This window comes from Amycolatopsis sp. H20-H5 (genome assembly GCF_035828755.1).
GTDB lineage: Bacteria > Actinomycetota > Actinomycetes > Mycobacteriales > Pseudonocardiaceae > Amycolatopsis.
Window position 1 is genome coordinate 3,199 of the sequence record NZ_JAYMZS010000024.1, and the last position, 14,973, is coordinate 18,171.

The window sequence follows — 14,973 nt, forward strand, 5'->3', positions numbered from 1 at the left end:
GTCATGGTGGCCTTCAGGGACCACTAGCCGTGAGGGCGGGGTCAGTCGAGCCGGGCTGCGGTGGGCGAACCGGGGAACGTCGCGGCGAGGCGGACGGCGTCCTGTGCGCGGGTCAGTCGCGGGGCCTCGGGGGTGGCGAGCATGGCCTTCGCGGCCTCGACGGCGTTTTCGGCGAGCATCGCGAACGTCTCGGCGGGAATCCCGGGCGCCGACGGCACGGTCAACCGCCCGGTCGCGACCACGTCGCCGACCTCCGGCACCGGCTCGCCGTTTCGTGCGTAGGCCTCCCGGGCGAGGACGTCCTCGTCACCTCGACCGGCCCGTACGAGCCGGGGCGCGTTGCGACGCTGCAGCTCGTCGAGCACCTCCCGCTCCCCCTTGCCGCGCATCAGCAGCAGAACGAACGGGTCCGCGTCGAGCAGCCACGACACCTGGAAGGACAGCGCCGCCGCGTGGCGGCACGGCAGCTCCCAGCCGGGACAGTCGCACTCCGGATCGAGGTCGCCGATGCCGGGCAGCAGGTGCACGCCCGCGTCGTCGGCCGCCGCGACGAGATCGTGCGGCATGTCCCGGTCGAGCAGAGCGGCGAGGTGCCCGGCCCGTGACGCGACGCGGTCGAGGAACCGGTCCCATTCGACGCCGGTGAGCTCCGCCAGGCGCAGCTCGGTCCGGTACTGCCCGTCACCCTCGCCGTCCACCACGGCCGCGATCCGGCCGGGGCTGACGGTGATCGGCCCGACCAGGCCCGCCGCGGCGTACCGGCGGCCCTGCCGCAGCTGCCGCTGGTCCAGCGCGGTCTCCTCCATCGCCGTCACCCAGGCTCGACCCCACCACGATCGCGCGAACGGGCCGCGGCCACCGGCGGCGGCGAAAGCCGGGAAACCCCGGACGAGGTCGTCCTCGGTCATCGACGGCTCCTCAGCTCGACCAGTTCGGCCAGTTCGTGATCGGTCAGTTCGGTCAACGCGGCCTCACCCGAGGTGAGCACGGCGTCGGCCAGTGCGCGTTTGGCCCGCAGCATCTCCGCGATCCGGTCCTCGACGGTGCCCTCCGCGATGAGCCGGTGTACCTGGACCGGGCGGGTCTGCCCGATCCGGTACGCCCGGTCGGTCGCCTGGTCCTCGACCGCCGGGTTCCACCAGCGGTCGTAGTGCACGACGTGCTCCGCGCGGGTGAGGTTCAGCCCGGTCCCCGCCGCCTTGAGCGAGAGCAGGAACACCGGGACCTCGCCACGCTGGAACCGCTGTACGAGCTCCTCGCGCCGAGGCACCGGCGTGCCACCGTGCAACAGCTGGGTGGGGACGCCGCGCTCGGCCAGGTGCCGTTCGATCAGCCGGGCCATCGCCACGTACTGGGTGAACACCAGCACCGCGCCGTCCTCGGCGAGGATCGTGTCCAGCAGCTCGTCGAGCAGCTCCAGCTTGCCCGAACGGCCTCGCAGCGTGGCCTCCCCCGGCTCCTTGAGGTACTGCGCGGGGTGGTTGCAGATCTGCTTGAGGCCGGTGAGCAGTTTGACGATCCGTCCCCGGCGGGCGATGCCCTCGCTGCCCGCGATGTCCGCCATCAGCTCCCGCACGACCGCCTCGTAGAGCCCGGCCTGCTCGGCGGTCAGCGTCACGGGCCGGTCCGTCTCGGTTTTGGCGGGTAGTTCCGGCGCGATCCCAGGGTCGATCTTGCGGCGTCGCAACAGGAATGGCCGGATCAGCCGCGACAGCCGCTCACCAGCGGCGGGGTCCGTTCCCGCTTCGACCGGCTTGGCCCACTGACGGCGGAACTCCGGGAGAGTGCCGAGCAGCCCTGGTGTCGTCCAGTCGAGGATCGCCCACAGCTCCGAGAGGTTGTTCTCCACCGGCGTGCCGGTGAGCGCGATCCGGGCCGCCGAAGGGAGTTCCCGTAACGCCTCGGCGGTGCTGGAGCGGGGGTTCTTGACGTGCTGGGCCTCGTCGGCGACCAGCAGCCCCCAGCGTGGCGTGGCCAGCGACGCGGTGTCCGCCCGGACGGTGCCGTAGGTGGTCAGCACGAATCCGGTGCCGAGTTCGCCGAGCGCGCGTTCGGTGCCGTGGAAGCGCCGGACCTCGGTGGCGGGGGCGAAGCGGCGGATCTCCCGTTCCCAATTGCCCAGCAGCGAAGCAGGGCACACCACCAGCGTCGGGCCCACCGTGGCGGGATCGGCCTGGCGGCACAGGTGCAGGGCGATCAGGGTGATCGTCTTGCCCAGCCCCATGTCGTCGGCCAGGCAGCCACCGAGGCCCACCGCGGTCATCGTGCTCAGCCAGCGCAGGCCGCGCAGCTGGTAGTCGCGCAGCGTCGCGGCCAGCTCGGCGGGCTGCTCCAGCGGTTCCGGTGGCGCGGACAGCCGCTCGCGCAGGGAGTCGAGCCAGCCGTCGGTGATCACGTCGACGCGCTCGCCGTCGATCTCGGCCGTCCCGCTCAGCGCGACGCCCAGCGCGTCCATCGGGGTGAGCGGCTTGAGCATCCGGTCGCGGGCCTTCGCCGCCAACGCGGGATCGACCAGGATCCAGCGGTCGCGTAGCCGCACGATCGGGCGGTGCGCCTCGGCCAGTCGGTCCATTTCGGCCGGGGTGAGCGGCTCGCCACCCAGCGCGAGCTGCCAGTCGAAGCCGAGCAGCGCGTGGCCGCCGAAGAACGACGGCAGGTCCGACGGCGCGTCGTCGGTGGTGCCGACCACGGCTTTCGCCGTCAGATCACGAGCCAGGGCGGTGGGCCAATGGACGTCGATCCCGGCCGCCGCGAGCCGGGGAGCGGCGTCGGCGAGCAGCTCGGCGATCTCGACGTCACCCAGCCCGAGCTCGTCGGGGACCACCGCGCCGAGCAACGGCTCCAGCGGGGGCCACACCTGCGCGCCGCGCCTCAGCGCCAGCATGACGTCGACGCGCGCCCGCGGGCCGAACCCGCCGAACCCGTCACCGCCGGCCCACAGCTGCCCGGCGTCGACGAGCTGGGCCGGGTCGGTGAGGCTGTGGACCTGCACGACCGCGCGGAACCGGCCGCTCGTGAAGTCGTCGTCGAGCGCGTCGACCCGCAGGGAGACCTTGACCCCGGAATCGAGCCCGGCCGACACCTCGCCCGCCCAGTCGCGCAGGGCCGGGACCTGTTGTGGCGCGACGGCGGCGAACGCGGACGTCCCGGTGGCGCGTGCGGCGGCGGGTGTGCGCGGAAGGGTGTCGGCGACGGCGTCGACGAAGGCGCGAAGCAGTGGATACCGGGCGGGAAAGCGCGGTTCGTCGCTGTCGCCGGGGACGGCCACCGCGTGTGCCTCCGCGGGCATCGCTTCGGCGAGGCCGCGCAGCCAGACGACGTCGGCGGGCTCGATCGGCCCGGCACGCCACGCGTCGTGACCGGCTTCGGTGACGACCGGGAGAAGCCGTCCGGCGGCCACCAGGCGCAGCGCCGCGACGGTGGCGGCGCTCCAGAACGCGGCGGCCGGATGGCACCCCGGCTCGTCACGCAGCCGGACCAGCAACGGCAGCGCCTCGGCGATCGGGAGGCGGGTCACCGCGCTCGCCCGCGAGGCCAGTTCGCGGTCGACGATCGTCAGTACGCCGGAGTCACCCACCGGCGGAGGCTCGTCACCAGGGGAAAGGAACACCACCCGGCCGGTTCGTGGCGGATCGGCCGGTTCGACCAGTACCGCGCAGCGTGCCAGTGCCTCGATCAGTTCCCTGCTCAGCTGTTCACCTTCCGGAAGTTGTCCGTCACCCATTCCCGTAGGGCGTACGGTAAAGCGTAGCACAACGTCGTATGGCGTACGGAGATCCCAGCCGAGCAGGCTGCTTCAGCACTCAGGACGTGGTCGGCGGTGCCCCGGCCAGCAGGTGCTGATCACGGAGCTCGCGCATCGTGGCCGCGCCGATGGTTTTGACGCGTGCGCGGGCGTTGTCCGCCAAGCCTTTCCCGCGCCGGTCGGCGGTGACACCACACTCGACGGCGTGCGGGTCATCATGGCGAACTTTCGGGTCGGTCGAGTATCGATGCGCCGCAGACGACCCGGCCTCATGACCAGCCACCTGCGCGCCGGGATTCGCGGAAAAACCGAAATCAGGCAGGATCGGGTGTCTGTCCGTGCCGAGCGCGATTGTCGGTGGGCCGAAGACACCGAACCGGAAGGATCGACCCATGACGACCACCACCACCACGCAGATCCTGCGCGTACCCGGCGCGCACCTGCACTACGACGTCTCCGGCACGGGCCCCGTGGTACTGCTGATCCCCGGCGGTGCGATGGACGCCGGGCCGTTCTCGTCGATCACCGGGCCGCTGTCCGAGCACTACACCGTGGTCACCTACGACCCGCGCGGGATCTCTCGCAGCGAGCTCGACGACCCGGCCGAGGAACAGCACGTTTCGGTGCACGCCGACGACGCCCATCTGCTACTGGCCGAGCTCGGCGCCGAACCGGCTTACGTGGTCGGCAGCAGTGGCGGCGCCATCACCGGCCTCAGCCTGGTGGAACGCCACCCCGGCCAGGTCCGCACCCTGCTGGCGCACGAGCCGCCCCTCACCTGCCTGCTGCCCGACAGCGAGGAGCAGGAGCGCTCGGGCCAGGAGGTCCAGGACGTCTACCGCCGGGAAGGCACCGGCGCCGCCATGGTGGCGTTCATGAAGATGGCTGGATTCGACGGGGGCGCCCCGGGCCAAGCACATGAACCGACCCCGCAGGAGCAAGCCGGAATGGCCAGGATGCAGGGCAACTTCGGCTTCTTCTTCGGCAGCCTGTGGTCCGCCATCACCGGTTACCGGCCCGATCTCGCGAAGCTGCGCGACACCGGGACCCGGGTGGTCCCCGTCGGCGGCGAGCAGTCGCACGGACAGGTCGCCTACCTCGGCGCCGCGGCGCTCGCCGAGCGGCTCGGCCTCGAACTCGAGGCGTTCCCCGGTGATCACGGCGGGCTCTGGGCCGATCCGGCGACGTCCGTCCCGAGGCTGCTGGACCTGCTTCGCGACCACTGACCAGGGAGAGAACATGCGCTACGCACTGCTGATCTGCGGCGACCAGAGCGACCCGGTCCTCGCGACGTCCGGCTGCGGTGGCTGGACCGAGGAAATGCTGCGGCGCGGGGTGCTCGTCGGCGGGGAAGGCCTGCGCCCGCCCAGCGAGGCGACGACCGTGCGCGTCCGCGACGACGAGGTCCTGCTGACCGACGGCCCGTTCACCGAAACGAAGGAACAACTGGCCGGGCTCTGCGTCGTCGAGTGCGCCGATCTCGACGAGGCCGTCGCCGTCGCGGCCGCGCACCCGGCCGCCCGGCTCGGCCTGATCGAAGTCCGTCCACTGTGGAACCCCCCGGAAGGAGCAAACTGATGCCGGAGATCACCGATCGCCCGGAACAGCCCTACGTCGCCGCGAAAGCGACCGTCACCATGAGCACCATCGCCTCGCTCGCCGACCGGCTGCCCGAGCTCATCGGCAAACTCGCCGCCGAAGGCACCCCGATCGCGGGCGCGCCGTTCTTCCGCTACACCGGGATCGGCCCCGGCGACGCACTGGAGATGGAGGCGGGCGTGCCGCTCGCCGCACCCGTCGACCTCGGCGACCCGTGGGCGAGCGGGCTCCTGCCCGCCGGGCGCTACGTCGTCGAAACCCACCACGGCCATCCCGCCGGACTGGCCGAGGCCACCGCCGCGGTGCTCGACTGGGGCACCGGCCGGGGGCTGAAATGGGACATGACCGAGACCGGCGGCGGCGAGCGGTGGGGCTGCCGTCTTGAAGTGCTCAAGACCAACCCCGCCGAACAACCCGACTGGAACCTGTGGGAAACCGACCTCGTCCTGAGGCTCGAACGCTGACTGTCTGAACGGCTGAGCGTCTGAACGGCTGGGCGCTCAAGCGCGACCGCGCACAACGAGCGCCCAGCCCTGGCTCCCGAACCCCAGGGTGCACACGAGCGCCCGCACCAGGTTCCACCGCACCCACGAGGACTCGAACCGCCCGCGCAGCGCGGCGAAATCCGCCGAGTCCCGGCCGGCCTCCAGCGCGTTGTTGAGCGGCACGTTGACCGCCATCGTGATCACGAGCATCACCACCAGGCAGACGAACCCGGTCACGATCCAGGGCAGCGCCGAGCCCCGCAGGTGCAGCAGCCCCGCGACGACCGCGAGCACCGGCGCGCCGGCGAAGGTCAGCGCGAACCAGCCGTTGAGGATCGCCACGTTGATCTCGCGCATCGCGACCACGAACGAGCGGTCGTCCGCGAGCGCCAGCCCCGGCATGACCGAGCATGCGTAGGCGTAGAACAAACCGGCGATCAGGCCGGCGGCGATCGTGGCCGCCACCAGCGCGACGATCGCGAGTACGTCGAACATCGTCTTCTCCTTCGTGTGCTCGGTCATGTCTCCAGTGAAGCGCTCCAGATCAAGACTCTCCATAGCTCAACAGCGCAATACCATGTTCCAGCGTCTACTCTTGGCTCCTATGGACGCACTCGCCGGGCTGCTCGACGGACCACGGGCCCGTGGCGCCTTCCTGCTCCGCTCGATCCTCACCCCGCCGTGGTCGATGCGGATCCAGGACGAAGCGCCGCTCACCCTCGTCGCGCTCGTGAGCGGCGAGGCGTGGATCAAGCCCGACACCGGCGACGCCGTGCTCCTGCACCCGGGCGACGCGGCCATTCTGCGTGGCCCGGAGCCGTACGTCGTCGCCGACGACCCGGACACCCCGCCCCAGGCCGTGATCCATCCCGGGCAGCGCTGCGGCACGCCGGACGGCCGGGAGTTGACCGCGCTGACCGACCTCGGGCCACGCACGTGGGGCACCGGCACCGACGGGCCCACCGTGCTGCTCACCGGCACCTATCCAACGCAGGGCGAGATCAGCCGCCGCCTGCTCGACGCGCTGCCCGCACTGCTCGTCCTGCCCGGCGGCGCGCTGAAGAGCCCGCTCATCCCGCTGCTGGCCGAGGAGATCGCCCGCGACGAACCCGGCCAGGAAAGCGTGCTCGACCGCCTGCTCGACCTGCTGCTCATCGCCGTCCTGCGCGCCTGGTTCGCCCGGCCCGAAGCGCACGCGCCCGCCTGGTACCGCGCCCACAGCGACCCCGTCGCGGGGAAGGCGTTGCGCCTGCTGCAGGGCGACCCCGCCCACCCCTGGACCGTGGCCACCCTCGCCGCCGGCGCCGGGGTCTCCCGCGCGGCACTGGCCAGGCGGTTCACCACCGCCGTCGGCGAACCCCCGATGACCTTCCTCACCACCTGGCGCCTCGCGCTCGCCGCCGACCTGCTGCGCCAGCAGCCCGACGCGACCGTCGGCGCGGTCGCCCACCAGGTCGGCTACGGCAGTTCCTTCGCTCTGAGCACGGCGTTCAAACGCGAACACGGGGTCAGCCCCCAGCGGTACCGCACCGTCGGCGCCTGAGCGGCCCACGTCGACAGCCGCGATCCCCGCTGGCAGGGTCATCTCATGCAGCACGACGATCGGACCCGCCCGCAGCCCGAAGAGGCGACGGCGTTCATCGCGTTCGACGCGTCCGATCTCACCCTGCCCGGCGGCGCGCACTGGCCCTCGCGCGACCTCGACGTCCCCCGCTCGTACACCCAGATCGCGGTCCAGGTGGCGGTTCCGCCGCCACCTCCGTCACCGATCGGGCCGCCGCCGGGTTCGCTGGCGGATTCCTTGGCGCAGTCGAGCAGCAAACTGGCGATCGCCGCGCTCGTCAGCCGGATAACCGGCTTCGGCTGGAAGGTCGCGTTGGCGCTGATCATCGGCACCGGCGTGGTCAACGACTCGTTCAACATCGCCAACACGCTGCCGAACATGGTGTTCGAGCTGCTGCTGGGCGGGGTACTGTCCAGCGTCGTGATCCCGCTGCTGGTCCGCTCGCACGACGACCCCGACGGCGGAGAGGCCTACGCGCAGCGGCTGATCACCATGGCGCTGGTCCTGCTCGCGCTGGGCACCGCGTGCGCCGTCGCGGCCGCGCCGCTGTTCACCGCGGTGTACGTGGACAGCTCCTCCCCCGACGCCAACCCCGCGCTGACCACCGCGCTGGGCTACCTCGTGCTCCCGCAGATCCTGTTCTACGGCCTGTTCGCGCTGTTCTCGGCGATCCTGAACGCGAAGAACGTCTTCGGCCCGCCTGCCTGGGCGCCGGTGCTCAACAACATCGTCGTCCTCATCAGTCTCGCGGGGTTCTATCTCGTGCCCGGCGAGATCTCCCTCGACCCGGTGCGGATGGGCGACCCGAAACTGCTGGTCCTCGGGCTCGGCGTGACCCTCGGCATCGTCGTGCAGGCGCTGGTGCTCATCCCGCCGTTGCTGCGCAGCGGTTTCCGCTTCCGCTGGCGCTGGGGCCTCGACCCCCGGCTCAAGGAGTTCGGCGGACTCGCCGCCTGGATCCTCGGCTACGTCGCGGTGAGCCAGCTCGGGCTTGTCGTCAACACCCACGTCCTGACCAGCGGCACCAGCGGCGGCGTCACGGCGTACACCTACGCGTGGCTGCTGTTCCAGCTTCCCTACGGCGTCATCGGCGTCTCGCTGCTCACCGCGTTCATGCCCAGGATGAGCCGTGCCGCGGCCGACGGCGACACCCAGAAGCTGGTCGGCGACCTGTCCTACGCCGCCCGTCTGTCCACCGTGCTGCTCATGCCGTGCTCGGCGGTGCTCGCCGTGATCGGCACCCCGATCGGGATCGCGATCTTCGCCTGGGGCAAGGGCACCCTCGCCGACGCCGACCGCCTCGGCCAGACCCTCGCGATCTCGGCGCTCGGCCTGCTGCCTTACGCGATGGTGCTGCTGCAGCTGCGGGTGTTCTACGCGATGAAGGACGCCCGCACCCCGACGCTGATCATGATGGTGATGACCGCGGTCAAGATCCCGCTGCTGTTGCTGTGCCAGGACCTGCTCGACCGCGAGCACGTCGTGCTCGGCGCGATGCTGGTCAACGGCGCGACCTTCGTCGTCGGCGCGGTCATCGGCCAGGTCTGGCTCTGGGTGCGCCTCGGCCACCTGCGCAGCAGACGTGCCCTGCGCGTCATCCTCGTCACCGCGGCCGTCAGCGGACTCGGCGCCGCCGCGGCACTCCTGGCCGGGCTGGTGGTGCCCGACTCCCTCGGGCCCGTCTGGCAGGCACTGGTCCGGCTGCCGCTGGAGGGCATTGTCGGCGCCGGGGTCGCGTTCGGCCTGCTCGCCGCCTTGAAGATCGCCGAGTTCGACCCGATCACCCGCCGGATCGCCGGACTGCGGCGGGCCTAAGCACGCGTCTGAGAACTGACGCAGCAGCCGCCGCTCGAAGCCTCGAGTACCTGTCCTTCGAAGCCGCCCACCCTCCACAAAGGACGGAAAGCCTGCCCATTCGTCCGTTTCGTACCGCCATGACCGTTTCATGCGTGCCCCTGAAGGCCACCATGACAGCGTTAGACGCCGTGAAGGCTCCCATCAGGGCACACGGCAAACCTGGGTAGCGACCGAAGGGGACTTCCCTCGACTCAACCTTGCAAAAGTCCCCTTCACCAGAACAGACCGCGTGACAGTCCCCGCCAGTCACCCGGCCCCAGGCGCCAAACTGGACGACATGACATCAGTTCCCGGCCGCCCTCTAAGACCCGAGCACCTCGACGCCGAGTGCGACGAGCCTGCGCACAGTCGGCTCTTCGGGGCCTGCGTCGGTGACGATCCCCGCGACCTCGGCGAACGGCAGCACGGAGAACCGGGACGCGGCGCCGACCTTCTCGGCGCTCGCCAGCACGTAGGTGTCCGCCGCGCGGCGGGCCAGGGTCCGCTTCATCGCGGCTTCGTCGGCGTCGCCGGTGGTCAGCCCGGCGTCCGCGTGCACACCGGTGACGCCCAGCAGGAAAAGGTCGGCGTTGACGCCCTCGGCGGCCTCGGCGGCGGCCGCGCCACAGGTCACCGCCGAGTGTTTGAACAACCGCCCGCCGATCAGATAGACCTCGACGTCGCGATGGTCGAGCAGGGCGGCCGCGACCGCCACACTGTGCGTGACGATCGTCGCCGTCAGGTCCAGCGGCAGGGCCAGGACGACCGCGAGCGCGGTGGTGCCGCCGTCGAGGATCACCGTCGCGCCGGGATGCACCAGCCCGGCGGCGCGCGCGGCGACCCGGTCCTTGCCTTCGAGGTTCACCGACGCCCGGAACCCGTGGTCGCCGATGGCAGGCGAAACCGGCAGCGCGCCGCCGTAGACCCGCTGACACAGCCCGGCCGCGGCGAGTTCGCGCAGGTCACGCCGCACGCTGTCCTCGGAGACCGCCAGTTCCGCCGCCAGCTCCTTGGCCACCAGCTTGCCGTCGTTCTCCAGCCGGGCCAGGAGCAGGTCACGCCGTTCCGCCGCCAACATGCACGTTCCTCCTTGTTTGTGCCGAGTCTTGCACATTATGCTCCCGGTCATGAACGTTCTCACCGAAGGCCGCCCTGGCATCGACCGGCCCGACCACCGGGGCCGCACCGGACTCGACCGGATCGGCCGCGACCTCACCGGCAATCCGCGTGTCCGGGTCACCGACGTCGAACTGCTCGCGGCCGGGTGGCACGTGCTCCGCCGCACGACTTTCGACTACCGGCGCACCGACGGCCGATGGACCACCGAGCAGCGGGAGACCTACGACCGCGGCAACGGCGCGACGATCCTGCTCTACGACCCCGAACGCGGCACCGTCCTGCTCACCCGCCAGTTCCGCTATCCCGTCTACGTCAACGGCCATCCCGACGGCATGCTGCTCGAAACCGCCGCCGGCCTGCTCGACGACGACGATCCCGAAACGGCCATCCGCCGCGAGGCAGGCGAGGAGACCGGCGTGGTCGTCGGCCCGCTGGAGCACGTTTTCGACGTCTACATGAGCCCGGGGTCGGTCACCGAACAGGTGCACTTCTACGCCGCCCCCTACAGTTCGGCGAGCCGCATCGCCGCCGGTGGCGGGATCGCCGACGAGGGCGAGGACATCGACGTCGTCGAACTGCCCTTCCCCACGGCGCTGGAGATGATCCGCACCGGCCGGATCGCCGACGCCAAGACGATCATGCTGCTGCACTGGGCCGCGCTCGACGGCCCGTTCCGCACCCGCTGATCAGGGAGTGGACCGGGCCTGACTACCAATGCCCGGGGCGGGCCAGCGCGGGCGGCAGCTTCGTCGCGTCATCGCCCTTCGCCGCGTTGACCTGCGACTGCGTCAGGAAGATGCACTCGCCGAGATCGGCTCCCCGCACGTCGGCGTCCCTGAGGTCGGCGCCGATCAGGTCGGCCAAGCGCAGGTCCGCGCCTCGCAAATCGGCACCGATCAGATACGTCCCGCGAAAGTTGGCGCCCCGCAGGTCCGCGCCCTTCAGCTTGGCCCCGATCAGGTCGGCGCCCCGGCGATCTTTCTTGCGCCGTCCGGACGTGGCGCGCACGAGCTCGCTGGTGCGCAGCAGCAGGACGTTGACCTCAGCGCGATGCGCCCCGACGTCCAGCCGGGCGAGCACGGCAGGGCTCTCGTTGGTGAGTTTCTCTGTCTTGTCCAATGCCAGGCCGAGTTGCTCGCGCAGAGCGCGGGCCTGGGGCAGCGTCGAGGCTTCGGTCAGATACCAGAGCAGCTCGTGAAGCTGACGCATGATCGGAAGCAGGTCGAACATCCGCTTCGCCGACTGCGGAGCCTGCCGCCAGTCCTGACCCTCGAAGGTGGATTGGGAGAGCTTCTGCCCCGCGCCGAAGCAGTCATACACGGTGCAGCCCTGGAAACCCTTGCTCCGGAGTCGATCGTGGATGCCACACCGGGAATCCGGGGTCAGGTTGGGACAGGGCTGTCCGGCGTCCTTGTCGATCGCGAAGTCCGCGGACACCGAGAACGTCAATGCCACACAGCAGAGCCCGAAGCAGTTCCCGCAGTCGGCCCGCAACGCCAGCAGGTCCCGCCCGGCGAGCGGAGGCGGTGGGTTCTCGGACAAGGTGTGCGGGTCTCCCTGGTCGAAGTCGGGCGTGAGCCTACCGCCCGGCCGCGACAGCTCCGATCAGCCGACGCTGGCCGTCCCCAGCAGGGACGCGCCGAGCGCGGTCGTCAGGTACAGGACGGTCCGGCCGGACCGCTCCCGTGCGACCAGCCCGCTCTCGCGCAGCACCCCGAGGTGTTGCGACACCGCGCTGGGGGTCACGCCCAGCGCGCGGGCCAGATCCGTGGTCGTCGCGGGGGAACGCAACGCCTCGAGCAGACCCGCCCGCACCCGTCCGAGCAACCGGACCGCGCTGCCCGACGGCGCCCGCGTCCCCGCGGTCCACAACGCGCCGACGCCTCGTGCCGGGTAGCGCACCGTGGTCTGGGTGGACGTGCTCTTCTTGATCAGCACGTAGGGCGAGCCGACCGCGACCGGGATCAGTACCAGCCCGCCCGGCCCTCGCTTCACCGCCAGCTCGCTCCGCCAGCGCGTCCCCTCCAGCCTCAGCCGGTTGCCGGACCAGCGAAGATCGGGGTGCAGACCGGTGAACAGCTGCTCGGCGCCGCCCAATGCCAGCTGTTTCGCGCGATAGGCGACGTCCGCGTCGAGCACCGCCCGGATGCGCGGCCAGTGCGGCGCGATCAGCCGGTCGTGGGTGGCGCGTAGCTGGTCGGCGATCGCCCGCAGGCCCGCCGCCGGGTCCGCGGCGAGCTCGGCGACCGTGCCGGTGAGCTCCTCGCCGAACACGCGCCGCAGGCTGGTGCGCACCTGACGAGCGGTCGTGCGCCGCAGCGCCGCGAGGTCGTCTTCGATGGACGCACCAGCGCCGAGCGGCGCAGGGACCAGGAACTCCGGCCAGTTCGGCCGGTCGCTCACCAGCAGCGGCCAGACGAACGACAGGTCGAGCGGATCGGCGGCGAGCTCGTCCACCGCCCACCGCAGCCAGCGGAGATTGATCGCCGACCGATCGCGATCGCCCAGCTGTTGCAGGCATGACACCGTCTCGGACAACGGCGAGATCGCGAACCGGGTCGCCGCCAGTTCGGCCACACCGAGCTCGACCGTCAACGCCACCGCTCGAGTATGTAGCACTGAGCTAAATGCTGTCGGGTGCGCGGCTCGCGCCGGATGATCTCTGCATGACACGAACCGACGCCGCACCGCGTCTGTCCGCGGCTTATTGGCGGCTCTGGTGGGCCACGGGTATCGACAACATCGGCAACGGGGCCTTCGCCGCGGCCGTCCCCTTGCTGGCCGTCACGATCACCCGCGACCCCCGGCTCGTGTCCGTCGTGTCCGCGGCGACCTATCTGCCGTGGCTGCTGCTGTCGCTGCCCGCCGGAGCGCTCGTCGACCGGAGTGACCACGTCAACCTCCTCTGGCGCTCGCAGGCGATCCAGGCCTTGCTCGTCGGCGCCGTCGCGATCCTCGCCGCGTTCGGCCGGATCACCGTGCCGGTGCTCGCGATCATGGCCTTCGGGCTGGGGGCGTGCGCGGTCGTCTTCGGCAACGCGGCCCAGGCGATCCTGCCGGACATCGTCGAGAAGCCGTTGCTGCACAAGGCGAACGGCAACCAGCAGACGATCACGACGATCGGCCTGCAGTTCGCCGGACCGCCGCTTGGCAGCCTGGCCTTCGCCCTCGCCGTCGCGTGGCCGTTCGGGCTGGACGCCGCCTCGTTCGTCCTGTCCGCCGCACTGCTGGCGACGCTGCCCCGACGACGGCGTATCCCTCACGCGTACCCGCCGTTGCGCACGGCGATCGCGGACGGCCTGCGCTGGCTGACCCGCCACCGGCTGCTGCGCACCCTCGCCGTCCTGCTCGGCGTCAACACGTTCTGCGGTCAGCTCGCGACCGTGACACTCGTCCTGCTGGCCACCCAGACCCTGCGCCTCGACACCCGGGAGTACGGCCTCCTGCTGGCCGGAGCCGCCGTCGGGAGCCTGCTCGGCGGACTGGTCAACGCCCGTCTCGTCGCGAGGATCGGCGCGCTTCCCGCACTGCTCACCGCGCTCGCCACGAACGTCGTCGTCTTCGTCGGGATCGGGCTGAGCCCGGACGCGATCGTGCTGGGAGCCCTGCTGGCCGTCAACGGCTTCGTCACCACGCTCTGGAACATCGTGACCGTCAGCCTGCGCCAGCAGATCGTGCCCGCCGAACTGCTCGGCCGGGTCAACAGCGTATACAAGCTGCTCGGCTGGGGACTGATCCCCCTCGGGGCACTGACCGGCGGCCTGGTGGCCCACACGTTCGGGTTGCGCGCGCCGTACCCACTGGCCGGCGCGCTGCGCGGGATGGCGCTGCTGGTCGCGATGCCGGTGCTGATCCGCGCCCTGCGAGCCACGGGGCCGCCGCATAACGACGTCCTGCATCAAGTAATCGGCACAGAGTAATCAGCACGGAGCCGCAACTAGCTCCTGGCGATCCGCACGCGGCGGCTGTCGTTGTCCGAGAGGAACGCTGCCGTCACCTCCCCCTCGTCGGCGACAGAGGTCTGGTCCGCTCGGGAGAAGCCGTGCAGCGGGGTGACGGTCACGGTGCCCTCCTCGACTGTCCAGGTCGCGGCGACCCGGCCGTCGACCAGCACCACACGCTCACCGGCGACCGAAAGGCCACGGTCGGCGTCGTCGATGATCCGGCTGCGATCGTGATAACCGAGGATCGCGTTGTCGAACGCGGGCAGGAACCGCACCGGGGCGGGTGTGCCGGGGTCCGGGCGCGGCGCGTCGGGCAGGTCCAGCAGTTCCCGGCCTCGCTCGTCGCGGATCGCGGCCACCGCGGCGGGCAGCCCGGTGAGCCCGCACCAGGCGCGCAGGTCGCTTGAGGTCGCGGGGCCGAACGCGGCCAGATAACGCCGTAGCAGCGCCTGGCCCACCGGATCGGAGCCGTCCGGGGACGGCGGGTCGATCTCGCGACCCAGCCAGGAGGAAAGCGGGGTGTAACGCGCTCCCGCTTTCGCGCGCCACAGCCCGCGCGGCGGCAGCTGCACCACCGGTACCAGGGCAGCGACCAGCATTTCGCCCAGCGCCCGGGGTCCCGGCGCAGGCCGCCGCTCGCCGAGCGCCCTGGCGAGCTCGGTCATCGACCGCGGCTCCTCG

At 71.3% G+C, this 14,973-nt stretch carries 15 protein-coding genes; 7 read left to right on the plus strand and 8 right to left on the minus strand.

Translation table 11 applies throughout. The features are described 5' to 3' along the window. Positions 1-41 precede the first annotated feature (41 nt). The 3 genes from QMK34_RS16060 to QMK34_RS16070 all read right to left on the minus strand — a co-directional run bounded on the left by QMK34_RS16060 (position 42) and on the right by QMK34_RS16070 (position 4,139). Entirely contained in the window at positions 42-908 is an 867-nt protein-coding gene (locus QMK34_RS16060) for an SWIM zinc finger family protein (protein ID WP_326414789.1), read from the minus strand. Next, positions 905-3,724 carry a DEAD/DEAH box helicase gene (locus tag QMK34_RS16065; RefSeq protein ID WP_326414790.1) on the minus strand — a complete coding sequence of 940 codons (2,820 nt, stop codon included), beginning with the start codon at positions 3,722-3,724 and terminating at the stop codon, positions 905-907. The genes QMK34_RS16060 and QMK34_RS16065 overlap by 4 nt, the downstream gene beginning before the upstream one ends. Positions 3,725-3,803: 79 nt before the next feature. Then, complete coding sequence (locus QMK34_RS16070; RefSeq protein WP_326414791.1) at positions 3,804-4,139, minus strand: hypothetical protein; 336 nt, start codon at positions 4,137-4,139, stop codon at positions 3,804-3,806. Between QMK34_RS16070 and QMK34_RS16075 the strand changes: the two genes are divergently transcribed. From QMK34_RS16075 to QMK34_RS16085, 3 genes are read left to right on the plus strand one after another with little or no spacing between them, the layout of a single operon-like run. Next, positions 4,138-4,971: an alpha/beta fold hydrolase gene (locus QMK34_RS16075; protein WP_326414792.1), complete on the plus strand. Its 834-nt coding sequence runs from the start codon at positions 4,138-4,140 to the stop codon at positions 4,969-4,971. The genes QMK34_RS16070 and QMK34_RS16075 overlap by 2 nt on opposite strands. A 13-nt stretch (positions 4,972-4,984) precedes the next feature. Further along, a complete protein-coding gene (locus QMK34_RS16080) occupies positions 4,985-5,323 on the plus strand; it encodes a YciI family protein (RefSeq protein WP_326414793.1) in 339 nt (112 codons plus the stop codon). After that, positions 5,323-5,808: a GyrI-like domain-containing protein gene (locus QMK34_RS16085; RefSeq protein ID WP_326414794.1), complete on the plus strand. Its 486-nt coding sequence runs from the start codon at positions 5,323-5,325 to the stop codon at positions 5,806-5,808. Before QMK34_RS16080 ends, QMK34_RS16085 begins: the two co-directional genes overlap by 1 nt. 36 nt (positions 5,809-5,844) lie before the next feature. Here QMK34_RS16085 and QMK34_RS16090 read toward each other — a convergent pair whose 3' ends face one another. Then, positions 5,845-6,351, minus strand: coding sequence for an anthrone oxygenase family protein (locus QMK34_RS16090; RefSeq protein WP_326414795.1), 507 nt, complete (start codon positions 6,349-6,351; stop codon positions 5,845-5,847). Between the two features lie 82 nt (positions 6,352-6,433). Here QMK34_RS16090 and QMK34_RS16095 point away from each other — a divergent pair, with 82 nt between their 5' ends. Together QMK34_RS16095 and murJ are read left to right on the plus strand one after the other, a co-directional pair. After that, positions 6,434-7,372: an AraC family transcriptional regulator gene (locus tag QMK34_RS16095; RefSeq protein ID WP_326414796.1), complete on the plus strand. Its 939-nt coding sequence runs from the start codon at positions 6,434-6,436 to the stop codon at positions 7,370-7,372. Between the two features lie 45 nt (positions 7,373-7,417). After that, positions 7,418-9,208, plus strand: a complete 1,791-nt coding sequence (murJ, locus tag QMK34_RS16100) for a murein biosynthesis integral membrane protein MurJ (protein ID WP_326414797.1) — start codon at positions 7,418-7,420, stop codon at positions 9,206-9,208. Between the two features lie 343 nt (positions 9,209-9,551). Here murJ and QMK34_RS16105 read toward each other — a convergent pair whose 3' ends face one another. After that, positions 9,552-10,307: a DeoR/GlpR family DNA-binding transcription regulator gene (locus QMK34_RS16105; RefSeq protein WP_326414798.1), complete on the minus strand. Its 756-nt coding sequence runs from the start codon at positions 10,305-10,307 to the stop codon at positions 9,552-9,554. A gap of 49 nt (positions 10,308-10,356) precedes the next feature. On the opposite strand from QMK34_RS16105, the gene QMK34_RS16110 reads away from it, so the two are divergent. Then, positions 10,357-11,034: an NUDIX domain-containing protein gene (locus tag QMK34_RS16110; RefSeq protein ID WP_326414799.1), complete on the plus strand. Its 678-nt coding sequence runs from the start codon at positions 10,357-10,359 to the stop codon at positions 11,032-11,034. A 22-nt stretch (positions 11,035-11,056) separates the two neighbouring features. On the opposite strand, the gene QMK34_RS16115 is transcribed toward QMK34_RS16110, so the two are convergent. Beyond that, entirely contained in the window at positions 11,057-11,890 is an 834-nt protein-coding gene (locus tag QMK34_RS16115) for a pentapeptide repeat-containing protein (RefSeq protein WP_326414800.1), read from the minus strand. A gap of 63 nt (positions 11,891-11,953) precedes the next feature. Continuing rightward, positions 11,954-12,949 (minus strand): ArsR/SmtB family transcription factor, encoded by a 996-nt coding sequence (locus tag QMK34_RS16120; RefSeq protein WP_326414801.1) that lies wholly within the window; start codon positions 12,947-12,949, stop codon positions 11,954-11,956. Between the two features lie 65 nt (positions 12,950-13,014). Here QMK34_RS16120 and QMK34_RS16125 point away from each other — a divergent pair, with 65 nt between their 5' ends. Next, positions 13,015-14,268, plus strand: a complete 1,254-nt coding sequence (locus QMK34_RS16125; protein WP_326414802.1) for an MFS transporter — start codon at positions 13,015-13,017, stop codon at positions 14,266-14,268. A gap of 17 nt (positions 14,269-14,285) precedes the next feature. Here the strand turns inward: QMK34_RS16125 and QMK34_RS16130 are convergent. Then, positions 14,286-14,973, minus strand: a 688-nt coding sequence (locus QMK34_RS16130; protein WP_326414803.1) for a DNA glycosylase AlkZ-like family protein, incomplete at its 5' end; no start/stop codon positions are given.

Bases quoted from the DNA above. Each gene is read 5' to 3' on its own strand.
- QMK34_RS16060 (WP_326414789.1), bottom strand. From the start codon at position 908: ATGACCGAGGACGACCTCGTCCGGGGTTTCCCGGCTTTCGCCGCCGCC.
- QMK34_RS16065 (WP_326414790.1), bottom strand. From the start codon at position 3,724: ATGGGTGACGGACAACTTCCGGAAGGTGAACAGCTGAGCAGGGAACTG.
- QMK34_RS16075 (WP_326414792.1), top strand. From the start codon at position 4,138: ATGACGACCACCACCACCACGCAGATCCTGCGCGTACCCGGCGCGCAC.
- QMK34_RS16070 (WP_326414791.1), bottom strand. From the start codon at position 4,139: ATGGGTCGATCCTTCCGGTTCGGTGTCTTCGGCCCACCGACAATCGCG.
- QMK34_RS16080 (WP_326414793.1), top strand. From the start codon at position 4,985: ATGCGCTACGCACTGCTGATCTGCGGCGACCAGAGCGACCCGGTCCTC.
- QMK34_RS16085 (WP_326414794.1), top strand. From the start codon at position 5,323: ATGCCGGAGATCACCGATCGCCCGGAACAGCCCTACGTCGCCGCGAAA.
- QMK34_RS16090 (WP_326414795.1), bottom strand. From the start codon at position 6,351: ATGACCGAGCACACGAAGGAGAAGACGATGTTCGACGTACTCGCGATC.
- QMK34_RS16095 (WP_326414796.1), top strand. From the start codon at position 6,434: ATGGACGCACTCGCCGGGCTGCTCGACGGACCACGGGCCCGTGGCGCC.
- murJ (WP_326414797.1), top strand. From the start codon at position 7,418: ATGCAGCACGACGATCGGACCCGCCCGCAGCCCGAAGAGGCGACGGCG.
- QMK34_RS16105 (WP_326414798.1), bottom strand. From the start codon at position 10,307: ATGTTGGCGGCGGAACGGCGTGACCTGCTCCTGGCCCGGCTGGAGAAC.
- QMK34_RS16110 (WP_326414799.1), top strand. From the start codon at position 10,357: ATGAACGTTCTCACCGAAGGCCGCCCTGGCATCGACCGGCCCGACCAC.
- QMK34_RS16125 (WP_326414802.1), top strand. From the start codon at position 13,015: ATGACACGAACCGACGCCGCACCGCGTCTGTCCGCGGCTTATTGGCGG.